Genomic DNA, 18,153 nt, shown 5'->3' with positions numbered 1-18,153 from the left:
TAATTGTGCGTTTCATGCAAACGTTCGTGAAAATGTAGAAAATTTAGATGCAGTTGGATTCCTCATTGGCTTGACTTTACTTCTTGATAGAAAAACAATACCCCTCAAATAAATTGCTGAGGATAAATTAATGCAAATAGCCAGTATTAAAGGACGTGAAATTCTTGATTCACGAGGTAATCCCACAGTAGAAGCTGATGTCGTATTAACTAATGGGGAAATAGGGAGGGCGAGTGTGCCTTCAGGCGCTTCGACTGGAAGTCGTGAAGCTTGCGAGCTGCGGGATAAAGACATGTCTCGCTATGCTGGAAAAGGAGTACGTCAAGCCGTTGAACACATTAATCATGATATCAGCCAAGCACTAATTGGTTTCTCAGTTAAAGATCAACAGCAAATTGATGAATGTTTATGTCGTTTAGACGGCACGGAAAATAAATCTCGTTTAGGTGCTAATGCACTTCTCGCCGTCTCTCTAGCTAGCGCTCGTGCTTATGCTAATGCGGCACGATTACCCTTGTTTCAGGCACTTAATCATGGTGAATCAATGTCGATGCCAGTGCCGATGATGAACGTACTCAATGGCGGAGCGCATGCTGATAATAATGTGGATATTCAGGAATTTATGCTAATGCCGGTAGGGGCTTTGGATTTTTCGACTGCCTTGCAAATGGGGGCGGAAATTTTTCATGTGTTGAAAACAGTTCTTAAAAAACAAGGATTAAGTACGGCAGTAGGAGATGAAGGCGGTTTTGCACCGGACTTAAAATCTAATCGCCATGCTTTAGATATGCTTGGGGAGGCAGTAGAGCAATCAGGTTATAAATTAGGCCGGGACATTGTGTTTGCCCTAGATGTCGCCGCTTCTGAATTGTTCCGGGATAATTATTACTACCTCTCTTCTGAGAATAAAAAACTCAGCAGCGAGGAACTAATTGATTATTATGGTGATTTGATCGCGAACTATCCTATTGTCAGCATCGAAGATGGTCTTGATGAGCATGATTGGCAAGGTTGGCAAAAACTAACTGCCCGGTTTGGTTCCAAATTACAGCTTGTTGGTGATGATTTATTTGTGACCAACACGCGTATTTTGCAAGAAGGGATTTCACAGAAAATGGCAAATGCCATCCTCATTAAACCTAATCAAATTGGAACCTTAACAGAAACTAGAGAAGCGATTGCCCTTGCTCACCAACATGGTTATCGCTGTGTGATGTCTCATCGATCTGGGGAAACAGAGGATGCTTTCATTGCTGATCTAGCTGTAGCTACAGGTTGTGGCCAAATTAAAACAGGGTCATTGTGTCGTACGGATCGTATTGCTAAATATAACCAGCTATTGCGTATTAATGAAATTGCGCCTATTGCTTATGCAGGCCGTAAGGTTTTAATAAACCAATAATGATGCCGGTCATATGAAGCAAAGTGTAAGGCTATAATGCTCTATTACGCTTTGACTTCATATGCTACTGTATAGTAAACCTCTTTTTTTGGGATTTAATATGCGCTCCATTATTATCGTCCTGATATTAGCGCTCATTGGTCTGCAATATAAACTATGGCTTGGTGGCGGAGGGATATTCCAATGGGTCGAGCTTGAGAAAAAATTAGCGGTTCAGGAGACTGAAAATGAAAAGCTCTTAGCACGAAACCGGGCTATTGAAGCAGATATTATTGAGCTCAAAAGTGGTGATCAATCTTTGGAAGAGCAAGCTCGTTATGAATTGGGAATGATAAAAAACGATGAAATCTATTATCAATTTGTTGATAATTGATTGCTATTGCGATATTACTCGTTGCCAAAATAAAGGGAATATAAATTAACATAGGAATTATCTTCTTCCATTGCTTGTAGTTGCTGGTTAAAACGTTGAATTAAAGAAGCATTTACTGGTAGCGCCATAATCCCAATGCCATCACCGTAAGTAAAAGGATTACCCAATGTTTTGAATTGGCTACCTCCATTCTGCACCCAATAGTTTGCTGCCGATCGATGAAGAAAAGCAGCGGTAACCTCTCCATCATTAACAGCCGTAATTAAATCCTCCATGTCATTAAATTGTTCAATTTGGAATTGCTCATTAAAGTTGTGAAGTAAAAAATTGTAAATAGCGCTTCCTTCTTGTTCTCCCTTAATTACGCCAACCTTTTTACCTTTTAAATCCTCAATGGCATGAATATTACTGTTTTTTGAAATCAGAAACTGTCCTTTACTTAGCACATAAGGCAGACTAAAGACGTATTTTGCTTGCCGTTCCGGAGAAATGGCAATACCAGCAATAGCGATGTCGATCTTTCCGGTGTCTATGGAGGTGAATAATTGGTTGTAATTCATGGGAAAAAATTGACAAGTTTCTTGTAAGCGATGGCAGATTACATGCATTAGATCAATATCAAATCCATCACCGGTAGACATAACAAAAGGTGGATAGAAAAAAACTGTACCTACTTTGATAGTTGCATAGACCGTATTATTGAGGGAAAAACAGAAGAGCCATACCAATAAATGAATTTTAATTTTCATTATTATCAATCCTTTGCATTCATTGACAGCGTGTTATAACCGCCTTCTAAGATCTCCCCAACAACTGCATGCTCAGAGCTAATTACGGAGAGTGCCGGGCAGAGAGAGTTATTAGTGCTTTTGTTGTAAATTTAGACAGTACTTTGGGTTTTGTAAAATAGCAAAATCAAACTGTAATAAATTCTATGGGCAACTCAGAGGGTTGGTTCTCCCATAGACTGATGACATAACCTCCACCTCCTGAACCAGTTGGTTTAACTGCCAAAGCACCCAAGTCAAGTAATGTTTGCATATGTTGCTGTAAGGTTTCACTTATCAGCCCCCATTTTTTAAAGCAACTCGCAGCTTGACGCATGGCATCGGCCAATTCTTCCAAAGAGTGCGGGGTGTTTTTTTCTAAGGCTGATTTTGCTTTTATGACGCTTTCATGCATCGTTTGGTCAATTAAGGCAGCAGTTAGAGGATCTGCTTGCCACAACTGCTGAACTTGATTGATGCAATGCGAAGTGATACCTATTTGTCCACAAGAGGATAAAAACCAATAAGGAGCCCAGTTTGGTTTGATAGGAGTCATCTGTCCGTGTCGAAAATATATGCCTGTCTCGGCAGCTACACCAGCAATATCAAGGCCACTGCTTTTCCCATGGAATAAATGCTCTAAATTCTTAGCAAACGAAAAAACCGATTCGTCTCCCAACATATTCTGTGCTTCAAACCATCGTGCTACTGCCATACAAAGGGCTGCGGATGCACCCAGGCCCACTCCAATAGGGATATCGTTGTAGAGATGGAAATGACCGCTCAAACTATTGAGCGATTTTCCTAGCAGTTGTTGGCCTTGTTCCAATACGCTCCAGAATAATAAGTGCATGTCCGAGCCATTAGACCCTTCATAATCTGCACTCAATTCAGCCCCTAAATTGCGATAACTTAAGTGTAATTTTTTTTCTTTAATAGGAAAAACAAGAGCTCCGTGCTGGCGAAGAACCGCATGCTCACCTGCAAGAATCCATTTGCCATAGGTTGTTGTTTCAAAATCATAAGACATCATAATTGCCAATTAAATAATCTTGTTTAAATCGAAGTGCCAATTCTGCTTGTTCTGGCCGATAGAGTAAATGAATATTAGGGCCAGCATCCATTGTGACAATGGGGCCATCCCCTTCGCGATTCCATAATCCTTGTACATTTTTTAATGCTTCTTCTACTTTTTCGTTAAAATAAGTGAAAGAAGGGACGCTCGTTGCAAATAATTTATGCATATCCTGAAATTCAAGCCAGCAAATATGATAAGCACTAGCCCAATCTTTATTTTTAAGCGCTCTTAGTAGGTTTTTCAAATTTTCAGCGGCGCGTTGGCTACGGCCTTGATAATGGCTTGAACTTTTTACTCTTGTGTGGGCTTCACTGGAAGGGACATGCTTTTCCAAATGGCTGATTACAATGACTTCATGGTGTAATTGGGTATAAGGAAGTTCTATTGCTTCAACGGTTTTATCTTGCCAAAGGGCCCAGGGAGAAAAAAAAGAGCGGCAAGATGAACCGGAACCCAGCATGCTTAATTGAGCCTGTTTTTCAATCGGGGGAATGGGCTGCGAAGTAAGTTCGCTCAATGCCAGTGTTGAACATTTAGTAAGGGCGGCAAAGCTCGATGCTGAACTGGCTAGACCGCTGCTTGTCGGGAAGTTATTGCTCGAACGCACAACAAAAGAGCCGGTGTAATTAAAGTAAGCCTTCATGCGAGCTAAATGTTGTAGGAAACGCTCCTGAGCTTGAGCAGACAAAACAAAAGGGGGAGCACCTGGTATTTCTAAAGGTTCCCAAAAATCTTTTTTTCCCGCATGGCTTTCAAGCATAACGCTAGTTAAAAGATTATTTAAGGTGTAAGACAAGGATGGGTTATCCGGTATATTATTTTTATCATCTTTTTTACCCATATACTTTATGAGGGCAATATTAGCGGGTGCTTGGGCAAACCATTGCATGCCGACTTCTCCTTCTAAACTATTTAATGTCCGGGGGCATCATTCCAAAGAATTTTATGCAACTGCAGTTGGAATCTCACCGGCAATTTATCTTTTATAATCCAATCTGCAAGAGTTGTTGGATCTAATTCATTCCAGCTAGGCGAGAAAAGAATTTGAGCTCGCTCTGACAGATTATAGGTTTTCATCATCTGACATGCCCAATCATAATCGCTTCGACTACATAAGACGAACTTAATTTGATCAGTGTGTTTTAGATGATCAAGATTGGAGAGTAAATTTTTTGTACTTTCCCCTGAGTCTGGGGTTTTTAAATCCATGACAACCATGACCCGTTTATCTACTGGAGTGATGTCCCTTGCCCCACTTGTTTCTAATGAAACGTTATAGCCTCTATCGCACAACTGTTGTAAAAGAGGGATGCAACCTGGTTGTGCGAGGGGTTCTCCTCCAGTAACGCAGACATGTTTACATTGATAGCTTTCAATTTTATCTAAAATGGTACTAACCTGAGTGAGCTCGCCACCACTAAAAGCATAAGCAGTGTCACAATATTGGCAGCGCAATGGGCAGCCTGTTAAACGAATAAAAACCGTGGGGAGACCCACGGTTGTTGATTCGCCTTGTAAAGAATGAAAAATTTCAGTGATGCGTAGTTGATTACTAACTTGCTTCATGAGACGCCTAAAGACTCCAATTTTGTTGCTGCTAGTTGTGCAGTAGGTGTGTCAGGGTAGTTTTTTAACACTTGTTGAAGACGAAGCCTTGCTTCTCTATCTTTACCCGAAGCTGCAAGGGCGTAGCCAATTTTAAGAGTACTGGCCGCTGCTTTACTTGATGAGGGAAATTGCTTCAATACTGTTTCAAAGTGTTCGATTGCTTTGGGATAATTATTTTTAACCATATAGAGCTCACCGAGCCAATATTGAGCATTTGCTGTATAACCCCCTTGAGGGTATTGAGCTACGAAGGCTTGCATGGCAACAAGTGCATCATCAAAGCGCTTATTTTTTACCAACTCATAAGCCGCTAGATAACTGATTTGCTCATTTGCTGGGTTGCTGCGAGAAGAATTAACTACTCCTGCCGTAATTTGTTTTTCTTGTTGTGTAGGTTGGGTTGAAGGCAGGGGAGGGGTTGCTGCCGCGGCTACTTTAGGTCCCAAAGTTAACTCTTGAGGTTGCTCCATCGGTGAAGATTGAGCGGATTGAACAGGTTTTGTTGTGTCAGAACGTAAACGTGTGTCCAAGTCCTTATAGAAGGCTAATTGTTGTTGCTGTAATAATTTTAAATCGTGTGCCTGAACTTCTAGTTGCCCACGCAATTCTTGAATATCTTGCTGTAGGCCTTGTAGTTTATTCAGTAATTCGGCGCTATCATTACTGCGATCGCTGTCATGATTGTCATGCGCAAGAGCAACTTCATCACTGTTGTCAGTGTATTCATCAAGCTGCGCTTTGGCAACAGGCTGCTCTACAGCTGCCTGTTGATCATCAAGAATAGCGAAATTTTCACTGTCATCAACTACAGGGGCCTCAGCAAATACCTGCACAGGAAAAACGCAGGTGATGCAAAGGCTAAGTAGAAGCCGATGGAGCTTAATCATCGCGTTGCCTCGTAAGTTAACTCAACACGACGATTCATTTTATGCGCTTCTTCATCGTGGCCAGTGTAGAGGGGGCGTTCTTTACCGTAGCTAACCACACGAATTTGCTGCCGGGAGACACCTGACATGCGTAGCAAATTAGCAACAGTATTAGCACGACGCTCACCTAATGCAACGTTATATTCGCGGCTGCCTCGTTCATCTGTATGGCCTGCCAAAAGAACACGCGCACCCGGATGGGAACGTAAATAGTCTGCCTGCGCCATCAAAGAAGGCTTATACTTAGGTGCAAAAGACGCATCGTCATAAGCGAAGAGATAACGTTGGTTGTGTGGCGCTTGGGTAGTATATGATTCACCAGGCTCTTGTCCAGCAAATTGAGTAAATTGGCCTAAACCGTGGGCAGAAGCTCCGCCTTCACCATAACCGACATCAGCGTTACCGTGATGTTTGGAACAGGATGCAAGCAGCACGATGCCTGCAACAACAAGTCCTAGCTTAAACGATCTGGCTTTCATCCGTTTTTCTCCTTCTTATTCATAGTTACAAATCGATATAAAGAGCCGCAATGGCGGCTCATTGTACAATTGTTTTATCCATTTCGCCATCATAATGCGAATAAGTCAAACTCAGTTAATTATGCGAAGAGTCAAGTTTGACTTGTGATACCACGAAAGCAGTGGCCTCAGCAGTGAAATTCTTTGCTGCAATGTTTGCCGCAGTTACACCGCCGTAGGGAGTATCTGTTGGGCATTTCACCTGTTGACTAATTAAGCGGGAAGCTACAACACGGTTATCGTTAACATTAGACAACACCACTTTGACAACTAAGTCTACATGGCTGGGTTTGGTTAAAAAATTTTGTTGTAATTTGATAAGCTGAGTATCTACACGATAATCAGTAGACTCGGAATGTGTGCTGGAGGTTACAGCATAAAAATAACCGCTGCGCTGCAAGCTTTGCGCAATTAAAGGCAACAGCATTGCCGCTGGTGGATCCATCCAAGCATTATTAGCGAAAGAACTTAGCTCAAAGGGTTTTTTTACATAGAGCATGTCTTCATTTTGATAGCCTGCAACCGCCTCGGGAGTTGCGACTAAAATGGATAATTTAGAAGGATGAGCAGTCAGTTGTTTGTCACTGTATGCCTCTAGTTTGTATTCGTTGGAATTCGGTATTTTAATTGGAGAACACGCAGCTAATAAAAGAAGCAGAACCCAGGTTGTAGATTTTTTCACAGTTATTCTCCTGGTCCCGGTGGCGGGGGAGTCGTGCCACGGATAATCACCGCAGGATTTTGCCGCATCTGCTTGCTTACCTTTTCAAGATTTGCTGCAATAACGTCTAGACGATGTACTAATGCAATCACCGGAGGAACAGTTTGCTGCGAGATTTTATCAATCGCTGTTTTGCCTGATTCCATCGTTGAAGACACTTTATCGCCAGCAGTAGCCAATGAGGTAGCCATTTTGCTAAATTTTTTCAGACCCGATTTAAGGTCACTCACAATTTCGGGAAAGTCATCACTTACATTTGCCGAATTGTGGAGAAAAATTTCTGCACTTTTTATGGAATGACTAACGCTTACACCATTCTTAGCGAGAACATCGGTAAACGATCTTATATTAGCAAGGGTTCTATGTAAATTATCAATATTATCTTTGCTAAAAACTTGGCTGACTTTTATACTCACTTTGTTAACATTCACAGAAACTTCTTTAAGCACTTTATCCAATTGATTAAATAAAGAGGGTTTTGCCGGAATGACGGGATAGGGTTGATTCGGCGCGGCTTTTAGCGGGGTTAAATCAGAAGATGTTGCTGAAAGCCCTACATAAGTATTGCCCGTAATGCCTTGGGAGATTAAGGTAGCCATAGTACTCACAGTTATAGGAGTTCCTTCTTCAATATTAAGAAGGATTTCAACTTGTCGTGGATCATGGCGGTTCAACTCAATTTTCCTAACAAAACCAACTTTAACGCCATTGTATTTAACAGGAGATTGTTCGCTCAATCCTGATACGGCCTCACGCATAAAAACAGCATAGGTATAGTACTTTTTTTGGTTAAAGCCAACTGACAGCCACAGTCCTGCAGCAACCAATGCCCCTGCAAGAATCAGTACTGCTAAGCCAACCATTGTGTAATTGGTTTTTGCTTCCAAAAAGCGTGCTCCCGTTACTCTAACTGTTTAATATGTTGGTTTACCCAAGATACTTCAAAATGCTATTTTTAAGCTATCGCTTTCTTCGTATATACCAGTTTAAAGTCTACTGAAATAATCAGCAATCGATGGATGTGGATTTTTTATTAGTTCATTAAAAGGGGCAGTACATAATACTTTCCCTTCTCCTATAAAGGCAATTCTATCTGCTATTTTTAATGATTCTAAATCATGACTCACCATCACAATAGTGAGGTGCAATGCGTCCCTTAAAAACAGGATTAACTCGTCGAATTTCCTTGCGCTGTTCGGATCAAGTCCCGTAGTCGGTTCATCTAAAAATAGTAATTCTGGATCCATTGCTAGTGCGCGAGCTGCTGCGGCACGCCTTTGCATCCCCCCGCTTAATTCAGAAGGATACTTACCTGCCGCTTCTTTAGGTAATCCTACCAACGCAATTTTGAGCATGGCCAGTTCTTCCATGAAGCTTTTTTTCAACGAGGTAAATTCATGCATAGGGAACATGATATTTTCTAACACATTCATTGCGGAAAAAAGAGCGCTATGTTGAAACATCATACCCCAGCGCCGACGAAGGGCGTTAGACTGATGTGCACTAAGTTGCAGAATATCTTCGCCAAAAACCTTTAAAGAGCCTGCTGTGGGTCTTAAAAGCATAAGCAGGCTGCGTAAGATAGTTGTCTTACCGCTGCCGCTTCCGCCAATTATGGCTAAAATCTCGCCCCTGTCTACAGTGAGATTAACATCAGAATGTACCCATTGCCCACCCAGATAGTTTTTTAATCCTTCAATCTCAATGACTGGTTCGCTCATTAAATTCCCATCCAGCTGTAAACAACAGAATAAACGGCATCGGCAACGATAATTAAAAATAAAGCTTGAACCACACTTTTCGTTGTTTGAGGCCCAATAGTATCACCACTTGGTTGTACTCTGAACCCCTGAAAACAACCAACTAATGCTATGAGTATGGCGAAGGCTGGAGCTTTGTATAGGCCAAGTAGTAATTGCTCCAAGCCAACTGAGTCTTTAAGGCGCGCTAAAAAATCGAGATAGCCGACATTGAGCATCCACTTTGACATTAATAGTGCGCCGATGATGCTAAAAACATCTGACCAGAAAATGATTAGAGGAAAGACAAGCAATAAACCAATGACTTTCGGCATGACGAGCAGTTCAGTGGGGGAGAGTCCCATGGTTAAGAGGGCATCAACTTCTTCGTTAATTTTCATGCTACCAAGCTGGGCGGTGAAAGCTGAGCTGGTTCTTCCTGCTACAATAATTGCTGTGATGAGAGGGGCAAATTCGCGAAATATCGCCATTCCTGATAAATAAGCGATAAAAATATTGGCCCCATAAGTTTGTAACTGTAAACCCATCTGATAAGCAAGGACTACACCAATAAGGAAGGATAGCAGTGCAATAATAGGTAACGCTTGAATGCCTGCAGAATGAATGTTCGAAACGATGCTTGGGAATTGGAAGCGCCGCCAATATCCAAATGCTTCGAAAAGTTTGGTGCTTAAATCACCAATTAATATAATCAAACCATCCATTTGCCGTATTTTATTAATGGCTTCTTCGCCAATGCGATCAAGTATATTGCGTTGCTTTATTGGGGGTGGTCTATACCCGAGAATTTCTTTCTTTTCTTCAACGAGTTTTAATAGCGATTTTTGTTCCTCGGAGAAATCAACTAATTCGACTTCTTTGTCTTTATCCTTTATTAGATCGATGCAATGCATCAAAGCGATAGCTCCAGAGCTATCGAATTTAGAAATGGAAGCACCGTTAATTTTTACTGTTTTATCCGCAGGAATCGAAGTTAAATCCACGTGGCTTAGCAAATCATTGAGTTTTAAGACAGACCATGCCCCTTCACATTGGAAGCAGTGATTTTCCTTATCAAAAATGAAATTCGTTTGTGGTTTTGCTTTAAGCATGGCAATTCAATTGCAGGAAATAACTTAGCATAATACGAATGAGTTATTTACACAAAGTCTATTGAAAACTAGTTGAAAAAGTTAAGATGTGTTAAAATCTAGGCCATTTTTTCTGGTGCAGTATATGGGTATGCAAGACGACTATAGCCAATTTGAAAAGCGCAAACAGGACCATATTGAGTTGGCTTTAATGCAAGCAAATCAAGCGAGCGAATTAAATGTTTTGGATAGTTTCACGTTAATACACGAAGCACTCCCTGATCTTGATTTTGTGGAAATTAATATCGCGAGCCAACGCTTTGGTAAACAGGTGGCTAAACCTTTTTTCGTCAGCTCGATGACTGCTGGACATCGTGGTTCAGTTAATATCAATCGTAATCTTGTCGAGGCCTGTGCAAAGAGTAATTGGGCAATGGGCGTTGGTTCCCAACGCCGTGAACTTACTGATAACCAAGCGGCTTCGGAATGGTATTCTTTGCGTCGTGATTTTCCAGGGGTAAGTCTCTTTAGTAATCTAGGAATCACTCAACTAATTCAAGCCCCCCTAACCCAAGTGCAAAGCTTAATTGAAGCCTTGCAAGCAGAAGCGCTTATTATTCATTGCAATCCTTTACAAGAAGTGATTCAACCAGAAGGAACCCCCCAATTTAAAGGGTGTTGGCATGCATTGGCTAATATAGTAAAAATCCTGCCTGTTCCTGTGATTGTGAAAGAGACAGGGTGTGGTTTTTCTTTAGAAACACTCAAGCGTCTAAACAACATTGGCATTGCAGCAGTGGATGTCAGTGGTCTTGGTGGGACACACTGGGGACGAATCGAAGGACATCGTGCCGGTGAAGGGAGTGTTAAACAAAAAACAGCGAGTACTTTTCGTAATTGGGGCATTGATACGGTTCAAACGGTTATTGACGCAGTATCCTTAAATCCACGTTTTGAAGTTTGGGGATCCGGAGGTGTTCGCAATGGTTTGGATGCAGCTAAGTTAATAGCACTAGGTGCGACATCAATAGGTTTTGCTAAACCAATGCTGGATGCTGCTCTTGAGAGAGCTTCTAGTGTTTATGATCTTATGCAGTTAATCGAATATGAATTAAAGGTTGCTATGTTTTGTACTGGTAGCCGTGTACTCAGTGAACTGAAGGAGAAGGCATGCCGCCGTTAAGCAATCAAGCAGGTCAGTTATTTCAAGGCTTTTCTAAACTCACGCGTGAGGAAAGATTTCAACGCCTATTAGAGTTAGGGGCTTTGACTGCAGAAGATATTCGGTATTTAAGCAATGGAGGCGTGCAAGACACTGTGCTTGCCGACAAGTTAATCGAAAATGTTATTGGTTATTTTCAGCTTCCGTTAGGGGTAGCTACTAACTTTGTAATCGATGGCAGAGATTACGTGATTCCTTTGGCCGTCGAAGAAACCTCAATCATTGCCGCACTGTCAAAAACAGCAAAATGGATAAGGCAACAGGGCGAGATCAGTACTCATGTCGACGGTGAATGCATCATCGGCCAAATACAATTAGCAAAAATAAACAATTTGTCTAAATTTGAGGATATTTTTCAAGAAAACAAGCAATTTTTGATAGAAAAAGTAAACGAGGAAGTCGCTGCCACAATGGTAAAACGAGGGGGTGGTGTCGTTGATTTACAGCTTCGTCGTCTCACGCGAGAGGATGGGGAAGATATGATGGTTATCCACCTCATGATGAATAGTTGCGATGCAATGGGCGCTAACATCATCAATCAAGCTTTGGAATATTTAAAAGAACCTTTAGAGAATTTAACTGGTGAACAGGTTACCATGTGTATTCTATCCAATTTAAATGATCAAAAATTAACAACAGCTAAAGTTGCTATTTATGAGGTTGAACCTGAGCTTGGGGAGCGTATACAGGAAGCTTCCTTATTTGCTGAGCTGGATCCCTACCGGGCAGCTACACACAATAAAGGAGTAATGAATGGTATTGATCCTGTTCTCATTGCTACTGGTAATGATTGGCGTGCAGTTGAGGCAGGTGTTCACGCGTACGCAACCCGCCGCGGTCGTTATCAGGCAATTACTCAATGGCGATACACACAAGGTACACTGACGGGCCAACTTACTGCGCCTATCATCGTGGGCACCGTCGGCGGGGTGACTGCTTTGCATCCTACAGCAAAGCTGTGCTTACGCATGATGGGTATTGAATCTGCTAATCATTTATCCCGCGTGATTGCTGCAGTGGGTTTAGTGCAGAATTTAGGCGCTCTTCGAGCGCTGTGTACGGAAGGGATTATCCAGGGGCATATGAAGCTGCATATCGATAACCTTTTATTAGTTGCTGGAGCTACTGATAGTGAAATGCCACTACTAAAAGAACGATTACAAAGTTGGTTGACCACGAACAAACGGATTAGCCTAAATAACGCATGTGCTCTTCTCACTGAAATTAGACAAGTGCAGACTGCAACATGAAATGGCGTATCCCGGCAAAAACATTCTTATTGGGTGAATATGCAGCAATAGCAGGCGCTTCAGCCATTATTTTAACGACATCTCCTTGCTTTGAATTATCGTTGACTGAGGATAATCTCATGCAAGGTATTCATCCGGATTCACCGGCTGGGCAATGGTGGGCGCACCATCGGCTTCTATCACAAGGTGTCACGTGGCGCGATCCTTATCAAGGAAAGGGCGGGCTTGGTGCTTCCAGTGCACAGTTTCTTGGTGTTTATTTAGCAAGCTGTCGATCACTTCATGTTGAACCTAATCAGAAGGCGCTGTTGGATGCTTATTATCAATGTGCTTGGCGTGGAGAAGGTTTAAAGCCTAGTGGCTATGACTTATTAGCCCAATCGCAAAATCGCTGTGTTTATATCAATCGCGAACAGAAGTTAATAAAGTCTTACGATTGGCCTTTCAAAGAAATTTCTTTTTTACTATTACATAGCGGTCAAAAATTAGCCACCCATTATCATTTGAGAAATTTGAATCTGCCACCTACAATTAATCAATTATCAGCGACTGTTGAAATTGCCCAAACTGCATTTGAACAGGAAAATAGCGAAGAGTTAGTGAAAGCAGTAAATACATATCAGCAACAATTAACTAATTTGCATTTGGTGGCTCCACATAGTTTAGAACATATTAAGAGTTTCATTTCACAACCTGGGGTTTTAGCAGCTAAAGGATGTGGGGCATTAGGCGCTGATGTTTTATTGCTAATCGTGCACAGTAATTGCTTAAAATCAAAAGTAAAAAGTCTTGCAGCAGAAGGTTGGACGATTTTAGCAACGAGTGACAATTTGTATACCGGGCGGGCATTAATGAAAAATAAACCGCACAAAACACTTGAAATTTTGCCTTAATCCGGTATGATTCCAGCCTCTTTGGGCCGTTAGCTCAGGTGGTAGAGCAGGAGGCTTTTAACCTCTGTGTCATAGGTTCGAATCCTATACGGCCCACCATTTTGACCAAAGTTTTGGTAGTAGCTCAAGTCTTCTTGCGGGATTTCGCGCATAAACAGGCTGATCTATTATGGTGTTTTGTCAAAATAATATGTTAAAAGAGTTTTTCTGTAAGGGCCGTTAGCTCAGGTGGTAGAGCAGGAGGCTTTTAACCTCTGTGTCATAGGTTCGAATCCTATACGGCCCACCATTTAGGCAAGAAGATTTCCTTCAGTGATCCACCGCAATGCGCTCGTAGCTCAGCTGGATAGAGTACTTGGCTTCGAACCAAGGTGTCGGGGGTTCGAGTCCCTCCGAGCGCGCCATTTAAACCCAGTAAAATGGGTCTTTCCCAATTACGGGGGCACTAATCGTTAGCAACAGAGCACCCTAACACGCGTTCTATAATTTTCAAAGTTTTTAAACCGATAAGCTCTACGCTGAATGAGTTTCATTTTTCGATGAAAGCCTTCGGTTATCCCGTTGTTCTTAGTGAATCGGAGCATTCTTGCGACTTCATCTTTCCATCTAAATAAGGTATTTCCTAAGGTTTTCAAAGGTTGAAAAGGACTGTGTCTAAGTTCGTTTATCATTTCTAAGAAACGGGGTAATAAGCGTTTGCACTCTTTAGCGGTGCAATGCTTTTTAGTGAGTAATTGATGTAGTTCTTGCTTAAAATCATAAATGGCAGCAATGGCCGGCTGTTGTTCAAGATAGTGATTACGAAGAGAGAGCCTCTTAGTTGTTAAGTTTTCCGGGTTGGTTTTAAGCGCTGCTAATAAACCTCGCTGATACTTGATGGTTGGGTCAATTTGATGAAAGGTTTGTAAGGTGAGCTGATTAATAAGTCTTATAACATGGAATCTGTCAGCCACGATTTGCGCGTTAGGAAAGTGCTGTTTCACCAGTGCTCGGTAACTCGTGCTTAAATCAATACAAACGACTTTCACCCGCTCTTTACCCTCCAAGTTTTTAAAATAGTCTTTTAAATCAGCTGAAGAACGACCTTTAACAATATCAAATACTTTATGTTTTCTAAGGTCGCAAAGTGTAGTTGCATATCGTTGTTTACGGCTAAAGGAATGTTCATCTATTCCAAGAACAGCTGGACAAGGTGCATTCTTTAGTTCTCGTTCTTGTTCTCGATAGTGCTGCTGATACCAGCGCTCAATGGTTGCTTTGCCTTTGCTATATTGCTTAGCAAGGTCTTTTTGCGATATGCCACGGGTATGGTCATGGAAAACAGCTGCCTGCAAACGCCAAGTTGAACGTTGATACTTATTAATCCCAGGAAACTGTTGATTCCCATAACGCTTACAGCTATTGCAATACAGCTTATAAGCCTTAAAGTGTAACTCGCTTCGTCGGTGGCCAATTAATTCATGCGCCACCCGTCGCATATACGACGCTTTTTTACGAACCTCTTTGCTAGCGCAATGGCCACAACGCGCTTTGCGATTATAAGATAACTCCAAAATTAAGGGTTGATAACCACTTACTTTTTTGATGGTAAATCCAGGTAAATTTAGGATAAGATCATTCTTTGGCACTTTAATCTCCTTTTGACCGTCAAATCAAAGGGTTAGTCTATACTAACTCGATTAAAGTGCCCCCGTTTTTGAGAAAGAGCCTAGTAATCGGAGCATTCTTAAGGACATATTGAACAGTAGATTAATTCAGGAATAATTCTTATTCTTAGATTTAGCAGACAGACAGGGGCATGGGTAGAAGGTGCATCCCAGTAAAAATTAAGCTATAACATTACCTGGCGCGTTAGAGTTTAAATCGGTATGTGGGGAAATCATGCCTAAACCAATCATGGATCATTTTGTGTTAAATGTTAAAAATATGGATGTTATGTTAGCATTCTATAAGGATATACTGGGATTGCATCCTGAACGAGTGGAAGAATTTCGTGCTGGAAAAATTCCTTTCCCTTCGATGCGAATTAATTCTGACACAATTATAGATTTGTTTCCCCAAAAAATAAAAAAAACGGATCAAAAATCAAATCGGTTAAATCATTTTTGTCTTTCATTTGCAAAAAACGAGTGGGAGGAAGTATGCCAACGAATTAAATCCCATGGCATTGCTATTATAGAAGGTCCAATCGACCGTTGGGGAGCACATGGGGATGGTGTTTCGATTTATATTTTAGATCCAGAAAACAATAAAATAGAAATACGCTATTATCCTTAGGCTATCAGTAGCTAATGGCTAGCAGTTTTTGCTGGGACTTGCATTTGCTGATGGCACGTCGTTTTTTACGGAAGTCATTCCCTATTGTGTATCGCATTTAGTTGGAAGTAACAAAAGGTGACTAAAACATCAAATATCATGTATAACCCACCGATTCCACAGGGTGGATTATTGCATCCTATTATCCAATCAGGGTGATTATTTAACTTTCCATACCAAGTCCATGTCTGGAGGTAAGTTCCTATCAATTCTAGGTATAAAACAACAAAAAACATACACGAATAAAATAATTTATTATTTTTTCGTAATAAGCAAAAAGTTAAAAAGCAAATGAATCCACAGGTGTCTTGTAAAAATAGCAAGGAAAATACGCTGATCAATAAAGCAAGAAAAAACAGTAGGCGCTGGACTTTATCGGCGTATTGCTGGATCAAAGTTTGTTGGTAAATATAATAAGCAGACGCAAAAACAAGGGCATGACCAAAAGGCACGTAGAGCGGAATATTCTCAAGACGATAGACATAAAACTTCAAGATAAGAGAACCTACTATTTCGCCACAGCTGGATATCAGAAGCATAAGTAACATCATGCCTTGTACCCGTTTATCCGCAACGTAATAAAACCAAGCAAATGTGGTAAGGGTACAGAAATTAACTATCCATTGGCCATAAGGGAATATTCTACTGAAGGGTACGCTGTCTAGGTAAAGTACAATAGGAGTTACAATGATAAAATATAATAGTTGAAGGCGAATTGTTTTCGTTTGAAATTCCATTTTACTAAACCTGAATACCTTTTCCATAAAGCTATTCCCCGAGCAGGTTATCTGGTAACTTTCTAATGTCTTAATATCCGTATAGTTTAGTCTAATCATGACTTATCAGGTAAATTTCAACAAACCCATTAAGTAACTTGTTCTGAAGTCAATTTGGCAAAAGACATTCATTCATCGAAGTAAGGGTCTATACTAATTATTACTGGGCGTATTCGAAGCGCTTTCTTATTTAGTCCGCTTAATCTGCTTTTTTAATTTGGATGAACCATCTTTCAAGGAGAAGAAAATTGTGAATTAACTTATAACCCGTTGTCGTGAGTATGAAAAAGCAATATGTTAGAGTATTGATGATCCTTTCTTTCATTCCATTGTTGGCATTCACCTCTCCTAACTTTGAAGAAGAAGCTCCGCCTTCGCTTGCCGATCACCTCCATTTATTAAAAGCGCAGGATCCTGTTGATGGCGGTTGGCTTCCAGACCTCACGGGATTGCCTGATAAAGCACAGGTTGGCCGTCTTACCCAACACGTTGTCGATGTAATGATGACAGATAATGATAGTCAATGTAACGCGATAGATCCTCATCTAAGGATGCTTATTTTTCAACATTTTGTTATTTATCAAAGCATGGCGAATGCTCAACATATTTATTTTGACGAGCAGGTTGCACGCAAATGGGCACATGTGCTTGGGATGATTCTTAAAGAAAGCAGTGGCGATTCGACTAATATTACCGACATGCAAGGCAATTCCATGTCCACATATGAATCAAAAACCGATTTAGATCACTGGAAGAACATATTAAATCTTACAATACAAAACCGGATTAAGCTGGATTATCAAACCAATTTTGGCCTAACTCAAACATCCGCCGATCGGCTATTTGATGCATTTCATTTAGCTCAAAATCAAAGCTACGATACGGAGTTTTTAGAAGGGAAAGAGGGTGCTTCAACACCAAGAAAAGTAAGCTTAGATACCGCTATTGCGATAAGGCGGTTGATTTGGTTTTACCAAGATTTTGCTCAAGGCCGAATATCACAATCGGATGAACGTATTTATCAAGAAGATATTAATAACAACCCAGACTATTTTAATCGATATCAAAGTGGGCTAAAGGCGGCTCTCCTGTATTGCGGTACGCATTTGATGTTTCACAAAAAGGATTCAATTCCTCTTAATGAGGAGGCTGGACCAAAACTTATCAACGCAATGGCTTCCATTGCCTATTGCAAATTGGGGAATTCACAGGCTGGCTATGGTATGAATGAATTTGACGAGAAGTGCTTTGCAGAATGGGTAACTTTGTGTCCAGCGTTGAATATTGATATCGCACTGCTTACCCCGCTGAGCTACTTTGAAACCAGAGAGACAAAACCAATATGTGAAGATACGTTTAATCGTCTGATTAATAAGCCAAAGCCCTCGGAGAATAATGAAGCAGTAAATTAAGATCCGGCGGATACTCTTACGCCCTAATCCATTCATGAAAGGAAGGAATAAATGTCGATAA

General features: G+C 41.1%; 19 protein-coding genes and 3 tRNA genes. 10 read left to right on the top strand and 12 right to left on the bottom strand.

Going from position 1 to position 18,153, the window contains the following annotated elements; genetic code table 11:
• Window positions 1-130: 130 nt before the first annotated feature.
• On the top strand, window positions 131-1,402 hold the full coding sequence (gene eno / locus LMI_RS12840; protein WP_045100143.1) for a phosphopyruvate hydratase: 1,272 nt from the start codon (window positions 131-133) through the stop codon (window positions 1,400-1,402).
• Between the two features lie 100 nt (window positions 1,403-1,502).
• Window positions 1,503-1,775 carry a cell division protein FtsB gene (ftsB, locus tag LMI_RS12835; RefSeq protein ID WP_045100142.1) on the top strand — a complete coding sequence of 91 codons (273 nt, stop codon included), beginning with the start codon at window positions 1,503-1,505 and terminating at the stop codon, window positions 1,773-1,775.
• 14 nt (window positions 1,776-1,789) lie between these two features.
• On the opposite strand, the gene LMI_RS12830 is transcribed toward ftsB, so the two are convergent.
• The 10 genes from LMI_RS12830 to LMI_RS12785 form a co-directional block, all read right to left on the bottom strand.
• On the bottom strand, window positions 1,790-2,524 hold the full coding sequence (locus LMI_RS12830; protein ID WP_045100141.1) for a transporter substrate-binding domain-containing protein: 735 nt from the start codon (window positions 2,522-2,524) through the stop codon (window positions 1,790-1,792).
• Between the two features lie 166 nt (window positions 2,525-2,690).
• On the bottom strand, window positions 2,691-3,572 hold the full coding sequence (locus tag LMI_RS12825) for a mevalonate kinase family protein (RefSeq protein ID WP_045100140.1): 882 nt from the start codon (window positions 3,570-3,572) through the stop codon (window positions 2,691-2,693).
• A complete protein-coding gene (locus LMI_RS12820; RefSeq protein ID WP_045100139.1) occupies window positions 3,562-4,509 on the bottom strand; it encodes a diphosphomevalonate decarboxylase in 948 nt (315 codons plus the stop codon). Before LMI_RS12820 ends, LMI_RS12825 begins: the two co-directional genes overlap by 11 nt.
• Before the next feature lie 23 nt (window positions 4,510-4,532).
• Window positions 4,533-5,186 carry a 7-carboxy-7-deazaguanine synthase QueE gene (queE, locus tag LMI_RS12815; protein ID WP_045100138.1) on the bottom strand — a complete coding sequence of 218 codons (654 nt, stop codon included), beginning with the start codon at window positions 5,184-5,186 and terminating at the stop codon, window positions 4,533-4,535.
• On the bottom strand, window positions 5,183-6,115 hold the full coding sequence (gene ybgF, locus LMI_RS12810) for a tol-pal system protein YbgF (RefSeq protein ID WP_045100137.1): 933 nt from the start codon (window positions 6,113-6,115) through the stop codon (window positions 5,183-5,185). Before ybgF ends, queE begins: the two co-directional genes overlap by 4 nt.
• Complete coding sequence (gene pal / locus LMI_RS12805; RefSeq protein WP_045100136.1) at window positions 6,112-6,633, bottom strand: peptidoglycan-associated lipoprotein Pal; 522 nt, start codon at window positions 6,631-6,633, stop codon at window positions 6,112-6,114. The genes ybgF and pal overlap by 4 nt, the downstream gene beginning before the upstream one ends.
• Before the next feature lie 115 nt (window positions 6,634-6,748).
• Window positions 6,749-7,354, bottom strand: a complete 606-nt coding sequence (locus LMI_RS12800) for an ABC-type transport auxiliary lipoprotein family protein (protein WP_082050750.1) — start codon at window positions 7,352-7,354, stop codon at window positions 6,749-6,751.
• A 2-nt stretch (window positions 7,355-7,356) separates the two neighbouring features.
• Window positions 7,357-8,280: an MlaD family protein gene (locus tag LMI_RS12795; RefSeq protein ID WP_102010562.1), complete on the bottom strand. Its 924-nt coding sequence runs from the start codon at window positions 8,278-8,280 to the stop codon at window positions 7,357-7,359.
• 99 nt (window positions 8,281-8,379) lie between these two features.
• Entirely contained in the window at window positions 8,380-9,114 is a 735-nt protein-coding gene (locus tag LMI_RS12790; RefSeq protein ID WP_045100134.1) for an ABC transporter ATP-binding protein, read from the bottom strand.
• Window positions 9,114-10,244 carry an MlaE family ABC transporter permease gene (locus LMI_RS12785; RefSeq protein ID WP_045100133.1) on the bottom strand — a complete coding sequence of 377 codons (1,131 nt, stop codon included), beginning with the start codon at window positions 10,242-10,244 and terminating at the stop codon, window positions 9,114-9,116. The genes LMI_RS12790 and LMI_RS12785 overlap by 1 nt, the downstream gene beginning before the upstream one ends.
• Before the next feature lie 130 nt (window positions 10,245-10,374).
• Here LMI_RS12785 and fni point away from each other — a divergent pair, with 130 nt between their 5' ends.
• The 6 genes from fni (at window position 10,375) to LMI_RS12755 (ending at window position 13,992) form a co-directional block, all read left to right on the top strand.
• Entirely contained in the window at window positions 10,375-11,406 is a 1,032-nt protein-coding gene (fni, locus tag LMI_RS12780) for a type 2 isopentenyl-diphosphate Delta-isomerase (protein WP_045100775.1), read from the top strand.
• Window positions 11,394-12,695, top strand: coding sequence for a hydroxymethylglutaryl-CoA reductase, degradative (locus LMI_RS12775; protein ID WP_045100132.1), 1,302 nt, complete (start codon window positions 11,394-11,396; stop codon window positions 12,693-12,695). The genes fni and LMI_RS12775 overlap by 13 nt, the downstream gene beginning before the upstream one ends.
• Complete coding sequence (locus LMI_RS12770; RefSeq protein WP_045100131.1) at window positions 12,692-13,588, top strand: mevalonate kinase family protein; 897 nt, start codon at window positions 12,692-12,694, stop codon at window positions 13,586-13,588. The genes LMI_RS12775 and LMI_RS12770 overlap by 4 nt, the downstream gene beginning before the upstream one ends.
• Before the next feature lie 23 nt (window positions 13,589-13,611).
• Window positions 13,612-13,687 (top strand) — tRNA-Lys (locus LMI_RS12765).
• Between the two features lie 114 nt (window positions 13,688-13,801).
• Window positions 13,802-13,877: transfer RNA gene (locus LMI_RS12760), tRNA-Lys, on the top strand.
• 38 nt (window positions 13,878-13,915) lie between these two features.
• Window positions 13,916-13,992, top strand: a tRNA-Arg gene (locus tag LMI_RS12755).
• A 48-nt stretch (window positions 13,993-14,040) separates the two neighbouring features.
• On the opposite strand, the gene LMI_RS12750 is transcribed toward LMI_RS12755, so the two are convergent.
• Window positions 14,041-15,216, bottom strand: a complete 1,176-nt coding sequence (locus tag LMI_RS12750; RefSeq protein WP_045099560.1) for an ISL3 family transposase — start codon at window positions 15,214-15,216, stop codon at window positions 14,041-14,043.
• Window positions 15,217-15,469: 253 nt separating this feature from the next.
• Here LMI_RS12750 and LMI_RS12745 point away from each other — a divergent pair, with 253 nt between their 5' ends.
• Complete coding sequence (locus tag LMI_RS12745; RefSeq protein WP_045100130.1) at window positions 15,470-15,865, top strand: VOC family protein; 396 nt, start codon at window positions 15,470-15,472, stop codon at window positions 15,863-15,865.
• 74 nt (window positions 15,866-15,939) lie between these two features.
• Here LMI_RS12745 and LMI_RS12740 read toward each other — a convergent pair whose 3' ends face one another.
• The gene (locus LMI_RS12740) at window positions 15,940-16,641 is read right to left on the bottom strand and encodes a hypothetical protein (RefSeq protein ID WP_058393269.1); all 702 of its coding nucleotides are present in this window, start codon (window positions 16,639-16,641) and stop codon (window positions 15,940-15,942) included.
• A gap of 320 nt (window positions 16,642-16,961) precedes the next feature.
• Between LMI_RS12740 and LMI_RS12735 the strand changes: the two genes are divergently transcribed.
• Window positions 16,962-18,092 carry a hypothetical protein gene (locus LMI_RS12735; RefSeq protein ID WP_143001031.1) on the top strand — a complete coding sequence of 377 codons (1,131 nt, stop codon included), beginning with the start codon at window positions 16,962-16,964 and terminating at the stop codon, window positions 18,090-18,092.
• Window positions 18,093-18,153 lie beyond the last annotated feature (61 nt).

The organism is Legionella micdadei (assembly GCF_000953635.1).
In the GTDB taxonomy this organism is placed as follows: Bacteria; Pseudomonadota; Gammaproteobacteria; order Legionellales; family Legionellaceae; genus Tatlockia; species Tatlockia micdadei.
The sequence above is the reverse complement of the archived record's forward strand: the minus strand, read 5'-3'. Positions and strand labels throughout refer to the sequence as shown.